A 6015-nucleotide genomic window follows, 5' to 3' on the forward strand; every position below is an offset into this window, starting at 1 on the left:
GGGCTTTGTGCCCTTTGCGGGCAAGCGGTGAGTAAGGAAACGGGCTGGCACGATCACCACGTCATCAGGCGTGTGGACGGCGGTTCGGATACTTTACGTAATCGCACCCTGCTTCATCCCAACTGCCACGCGCTGGTTCACAGCCAGCGCCAAGAGGTAACTCTACGATTCAGCGGCTTATAGCTGTAGAATCCGACGCAACACTTCGTACGTTGCCGGCCAAGCTACTTGGTTTTTCGTAAGCTTGAGCCGTATGCGGTGAATGCCGCACGTACGGTTCTTAGGGGGGGACGGGCCAGTAATGGCCTGTCCCTACCCGACTGTCACTTCGGATCCATTGTGGACACATCAAGCCCCAGCGGTTGTAGACGCTCTTCTAAAACGAAAAATGATGCGGTGATGCGGTGATGCGGTGATCGAGCCGACCCTCACTCTTCTGTTCGGTACCCTCGTTATCCTGGCGATCATTGCGGCAAACGGCTATTTCGTCGCCCAGGAATTCGCCTACATGGCCGTCGACCGTACGCGGCTTGCTGTACTGGCTGCCGACGGTGATGCCTCCGCCAAGCGCGCGCTTGAAGTGACCAAACGAACCAGCTTCATGCTGTCGGGTGCCCAGTTGGGCATCACTGTGACAGGTCTGCTGGTCGGTGTCGTGGCTGAGCCATTGGTTGGACAGTCGCTCGGTGTCTTGCTGGGCGGGGTCGGCATTCCGTCCGAGGTCGGCGTAACCGTCGGTACGCTGCTTGCCCTGGTGGTCGCCACGATTATCCAGATGATTTTTGGCGAGCTCTATCCGAAGAATCTGGCAATCGCCAATGCCGATCCTCTGGCCAGAGCTCTTGCGCGCTCGACCCTGATTTACCTGGCGGTATTCGGTTGGCTGATCGGCTTCTTCGACAAGTCGGCCAACATTTTCCTGCGCATGCTGCGCATCGAGCCCGTCCACGATCTGGACGTAAGTGTCTCGGCCGACGATCTACCGCACATCATCTCTGACTCGCGTGACAGCGGAGACCTTCCTGTAGAGCTCTCGCTGATGCTGGATCGCATTCTTGACTTCCCCCAGCAGGACGTCGAACACGCCATGATTCCGCGGTCGCAGGTTGACTGGCTCACACCTGAGACGACGTTGGTCAAACTGCGCGAGCTGATGGCCAGTGGTCATACCCGCTACCCGGTCATCCACGAGGACACCCCTGTCGGCGTTGTTCACCTCACGGATGTTCTGTTGCGACTATTAGCAGGGGATACTGAAGAAACCGTCGAGGCGGTGATGAGACCGGCCACTGTCATGCCTACCCTCATGGCGCTGCCGGATGCCCTTGCCGAGCTGATCCAGACCAACAACCAACTGGCCTGCGTCATCGATGAATACGGCAGCTTCGTGGGTGTGCTGACCCTTGAGGATCTTGCCGAGGAAATCGTCGGCGAGATTACCGATGAGCATGATGAAGAGAGCGCCGATCCGCTCATGCCGGGCGGTGACGGCATCTGGATCATGGATGGCGATGTGCACCTGGACGAAGTCGAGCGTGCGCTCGGCTATGACCTACCTCATGAAGAGGTTGAAACCATCGCAGGCCTGCTGATCGCAGAGCTGGGGGCTTTGCCCGCCGAAGGCGATACCGTGACGATAACCTTGCCTGAGGATCCCTCGGAGCTGGTCTCCGATCTGCCCGTGGAGCGTCGGCTAGTGATCGAGGTGCTGCGGGTTGAGCGCTATGTACCGACTCAGGTGCGTGTCACGCTTGTCGAGACGATTAAGCAGGAGGAAGCGCAATGAATGATCCTCTGATCGTCACGTTGGTGACCATTGCCCTCATCGTGCTCAGCGCAATCTTCGTCATCATCGAGTTCGCACTGCTCGGTGCCCGTCGTCACCGTCTCGAGGAACTGGCTCCGACCAGCAGTTCGGCCCGCGCCGCGTTGCGTGGCATGAACGACCTGACCCTGATGCTGGCAGGCGCTCAGCTCGGCATCACGTTCTGTACCTTCGCACTGGGCGCCGTGACCAAGCCGGCGGTCGACAACTGGCTGAGCCCGCTGCTGGTCGCCTGGGGCGTGCCCGAGTGGGCGGTTGGTGGTGCGTCCTTCGCGCTCGCGCTCTTCCTGGTGACCTTCCTGCACCTGGTGGTTGGTGAGATGGCACCGAAATCCTGGGCGATTGCACACCCGGAACGTTCGGCACTTGCCGTGGGGCTCATTTCACGCGCTTACATCTGGCCGTTGCGCCCCCTGATGAGGTGGGTCAACCGGATTGCGAACCGACTGGTCAAAGCGTCCGGTGTTGAGCCTGTTGAGAGTGCTGCGGTGGGCGGGCAGGACATCGCCACCATTCGTAGACTCGTGGAGCACTCGGCTGAAGTTGGAACACTCCAGCCTGGCCTTCAGCAGCAGATCTCCAGTCTTATTGATCTCGGCACCTTGCCGATCGAAGAGCTGGTAACGAGTGACGCTATCCCGGTCCACGTCAAGTTTGATGCGTCCGTAGCGGATGTACGTGCCATCGCTGCTCAGTCAGGCCATCTGCGGATCCTGATTCTCGGCGCCAGCGACAAGCTGCCTTTGGTCGTTCACCTGCGTGATACGCTGCTTGAGCCGGATATGCGTCCGGCGCGGGAAATCGCCCGCCAGGTATTCGTTCTAGACGCGAAAACGCCGGTCTATGAGTCCCTGGCGCTCATGCGTAAATCGAGCGTTCAGTTTGCGGTGGTCATGCAAGACGGGCAGTTGAAAGGGGTGGTAACGCTCGCCGACATACTGGCGCGCATACTGCCTCTGGCGACCGCTTCCTAGTCGACTCCCCTGTCAGTCCCGGGCCAGGTTACTCCGGGGCTGACGGGGTCGGGCTCGCCTTGACAGGCTGCCCCTGGCTAACCGACCTGTAGCCTGTTCCAGATGCGTGAGATGGATCTGCGATTCTGATGATAGAAACCCAGGTCGTGCAGGCGGCGACGGGCTTTGGCCTCGGCCAGTTGCCGTTCATGCCCGGAACCTTCGGCTCGTTGCTTGGCTTGCATCTGGCTTGGTAGCTGCTGGGTCATCCACCGAGGTGGCAGGCTATTTGCGATTGATTCAGCGGTCTATGCCGGTTCTGTATGTCTAAAGCAAGCGACTGTCTGGCTGACGAAGCGCCCGATAGTGGCGACGAGCGTGACACCTGATGGCGTGACTCGCTGACAGGTCATATGAATATTCTTATTTGGTATTTAAGTTAATTTTCTTATACCTATAGATTTTTATTCCATGCGTACCTGCCGACCAATCGGCGCGCCGCACTGAACACATGGCCGAACCCTCGGTCGGTCAAGTGATGCGCCGATTGGCGCTTTTGCATGGAGTTTTCTATGTCGGTAGTCGCCCATACCACCACTGTGGCGTCGGCACAGTCATTCGAAGTTCGCCCCTTCGATGCGCCCGTGGGCTCCGAGGTCATCGGTCTGGATCTGACCCAGCCTTGGCGATGACGACTTCGCCCGTGTCCATCGCGCCCATCTCGATCACGCCCTGCTGGTATTCCGTGACCAGCGTATCACCCCCGAGCACAGATCGCCTTCAGCCGCCGTTTCGGCCCGCTGCAGATCCACGTGCTCAAGTAGTTTCTGCTGGCTGATCACCCGGAGATTTTCATCATCTCCAACATCGTCGAGAACGGTCAGCCCATCGGCCTGGGCGAGCCGGCAAGTTCTGGCATTCGGATCTCTCCTACAAGGAATTGCCCGACCTGGGTTCCATGCTGTTGGCTCAGGAACTGCCGTGTGGTGCTGGCGGTGCCGCAGTTCAGTGGCTTGCGCTCAATCATCGCCGGTACGGAAATGCTCGCCACGGTACCGGATTTTGCCGCGGCGGCGCTGATTGAAGGGCCCCACCTGCGTGCCGATGACCCGCCATTCGAGCTGGTCAATTCGGATCTGTCCATGGACTGGAGCAGGGTGACCGATAACGATCCCGCCGAGCGTTGGCTGAGGAGCAAGATCATCGAGTTCATGGGCGAGCCTGGCGCCTGAGCAGGGTTCAATCGCGATAGAACACCTGGATCAGGTGATAGCCGAACTGGGTCTTCACCGGGCCGTGCACTTCACGCAGCGCCTTCTTGAAGATCACCTGATCCACCGCGCGCACCATCTGCCCGGGCCGCACTTCACCGAGGTCGCCACCTTTCTTGCCGGAGGGGCAGGTAGAGTGCTTGCGCGCCAGCACATCGAAAGCCTCGCCGGCGGCAATGCGCTTTTTCAGCGCGGTGGCTTCCGCTTCGGTCTTGACCAGGATGTGGCGGGCCATTGCCTTTGCCATTGATGGGTTCCTCAAATCTGTCAGGGCGCTATTGTGCCAGCATTCGTTGCGCCAGCAGAATGGCGTCAATTTTATGGGTTGTGTGTTGTCCGCGACGCGGATGAACATGGCCTATGGTATTTCAATCGCGCTCACGGAAACGCCGCCATGGATCTCCAAGCAATGCTGAAAATTCTGTCCACTCAGGATGGTTCCGATCTATATCTGTCTACCGGCGCGCCGCCCTGCGCGAAGTTTAATGGCGTGCTCAAGGCGCTGAGCCAGGAGCCGATGAAGGCGGGCGATGTGGCGGCCATTGCCGATTCGATCATGGACAGTGCTCAGCGTGAGGAATTCGAGCGTGAACTGGAGATGAATCTGGCGATATCGCTGGCCGGTGTGGGGCGTTTTCGCATCAACATCTTCAAACAGCGTAACGAGGTGTCCATCGTCGCGCGCAACATCAAGCTGGATATTCCGCGCTTCGAGGACCTGAAACTGCCTGAAGTGCTGCTCGGCACGGTGATGGAAAAGCGCGGCCTGGTGCTGTTCGTCGGCGGTACCGGTTCGGGCAAGTCAACCTCCCTGGCGGCGCTGATCGACTACCGCAACCGCAACAGCGGCGGTCATATCATCACCATCGAAGACCCGGTGGAGTACGTGCACCGGCACAAGAAGTCGATCATCAACCAGCGCGAGGTGGGCGTGGACACCCGCAGCTTCCACGCCGCGCTGAAGAACACCCTGCGCCAGGCGCCGGACGTGATTCTGATCGGCGAAATCCGCGACCGCGAAACCATGGAGCATGCCCTGGCCTTCGCCGATACCGGGCACCTGGCGATTTCCACGCTGCATGCCAACAACGCCAACCAGGCGCTGGATCGCATCATCAACTTCTTCCCCGAGGATCGCCGCCCGCAACTGCTCAACGACCTGGGTAACAACCTCAAGGCGTTCGTCTCGCAGCGTCTGGTCAAGACTGTCGATGGCAAGCGCCGCGCCGCGGTGGAGGTGATGATGGGTACGCCGACGGTGCGCGACCTGATCAAGCGCAACGAGTTTTCCGAGCTAAAGGAAATCATGGAGAAATCCAAGAACCTCGGCATGCAGACCTTCGATCAGGCGCTGATCGACTTGGTGCACGAAGGTGCGATCGACGAAGAAGAAGCGGTGAAGAACGCCGACTCGGCGAACAACGTGCGCCTGAAGCTCAAGCTCCATCGCGACAATCCGGCCAATGCCAGGCCTGCACCCGCCGCCGCTGCGCCGGTGGTAACGCCGGCTCCTGCAGCGAAAGCCGCTGCTGCAGGCGACTGGGGGCTGGAGCTGAAACTGGAGGACATCGAGCAGGAGCAGCCGCCGGAGGACCCGGGGCGGCAGGGGATTTAGGGGGCTGTACGAAAAGTCGCCGAGCGAAGGTCAGGCAATACCGATGGCGGCCCGGCAAAAACAGGCGAAGAACGGACTGGGCTCACATTCGAGTTTACGTGCTGTAAATGAGCATTTGGCCGGGCTGGCGTTCCAGCCTGTTTTTAACGCAGCATCACCGAGCGCAGGCAATTTTTCGTACAGACCCTAGGGTCTGTTGCCGTTTCACATAGGTAACCAGAGAAAGGCACAGGCCATGGCCACGACGCTTTCGAATTTCTCTTGAGTTTGTCGAACCGAGATGCCACTGCCCGGTAGTGCTTTAGCCGGGCGAAGGCGTTCTCCACCCAGTGCCGGTTGCGGTAAAGACCT

The 6015-nt window shown here is 59.5% G+C and carries 5 protein-coding genes and 3 pseudogenes; 6 read left to right on the forward strand and 2 right to left on the reverse strand.

From position 1 onward, the window contains the following. The 5 genes and pseudogenes from DBO86_RS03705 to DBO86_RS03730 all read left to right on the forward strand — a co-directional run. Nucleotides 1–183, forward strand: a 183-nt coding sequence (locus tag DBO86_RS03705; protein WP_146173180.1) for an HNH endonuclease signature motif containing protein, incomplete at its 5' end; no start/stop codon positions are given. Between the two features lie 229 nt (nt 184–412). Further along, a complete protein-coding gene (locus DBO86_RS03710; RefSeq protein ID WP_003460836.1) occupies nt 413–1786 on the forward strand; it encodes a hemolysin family protein in 1374 nt (457 codons plus the stop codon). Further along, nucleotides 1783–2799, forward strand: a complete 1017-nt coding sequence (locus DBO86_RS03715) for a CNNM domain-containing protein (protein ID WP_003460837.1) — start codon at nt 1783–1785, stop codon at nt 2797–2799. Before DBO86_RS03710 ends, DBO86_RS03715 begins: the two co-directional genes overlap by 4 nt. A 551-nt stretch (nt 2800–3350) precedes the next feature. Beyond that, nucleotides 3351–3760: pseudogene (locus tag DBO86_RS03725) on the forward strand (TauD/TfdA dioxygenase family protein); the annotation flags it as partial. Then, a pseudogene (locus DBO86_RS03730) lies at nt 3750–4010 on the forward strand (type 2 periplasmic-binding domain-containing protein); the annotation flags it as partial. The pseudogenes DBO86_RS03725 and DBO86_RS03730, both read left to right, overlap by 11 nt. A 7-nt stretch (nt 4011–4017) precedes the next feature. On the opposite strand, the gene DBO86_RS03735 reads toward DBO86_RS03730, so the two are convergent. After that, a complete protein-coding gene (locus DBO86_RS03735) occupies nt 4018–4296 on the reverse strand; it encodes a peptidylprolyl isomerase (protein ID WP_003460843.1) in 279 nt (92 codons plus the stop codon). Nucleotides 4297–4443: 147 nt separating this feature from the next. Between DBO86_RS03735 and DBO86_RS03740 the strand changes: the two genes are divergently transcribed. Further along, on the forward strand, nt 4444–5664 hold the full coding sequence (locus DBO86_RS03740; RefSeq protein ID WP_208630358.1) for a PilT/PilU family type 4a pilus ATPase: 1221 nt from the start codon (nt 4444–4446) through the stop codon (nt 5662–5664). 204 nt (nt 5665–5868) lie between these two features. On the opposite strand, the pseudogene DBO86_RS03745 reads toward DBO86_RS03740, so the two are convergent. Further along, nucleotides 5869–6015, reverse strand: a pseudogene (locus DBO86_RS03745) (IS5/IS1182 family transposase); the annotation flags it as partial.

This window comes from Ectopseudomonas oleovorans (genome assembly GCF_003052605.1).
In the GTDB taxonomy this organism is placed as follows: Bacteria; Pseudomonadota; Gammaproteobacteria; order Pseudomonadales; family Pseudomonadaceae; genus Aquipseudomonas; species Aquipseudomonas oleovorans_A.

Excerpts from the sequence above, each read along its gene's own strand:
- DBO86_RS03715 (WP_003460837.1), top strand. The coding sequence starts at position 1,783 with ATGAATGATCCTCTGATCGTCACGTTGGTGACCATTGCCCTCATCGTG.
- DBO86_RS03735 (WP_003460843.1), bottom strand. The coding sequence starts at position 4,296 with ATGGCAAAGGCAATGGCCCGCCACATCCTGGTCAAGACCGAAGCGGAA.
- DBO86_RS03740 (WP_208630358.1), top strand. The coding sequence starts at position 4,444 with ATGGATCTCCAAGCAATGCTGAAAATTCTGTCCACTCAGGATGGTTCC.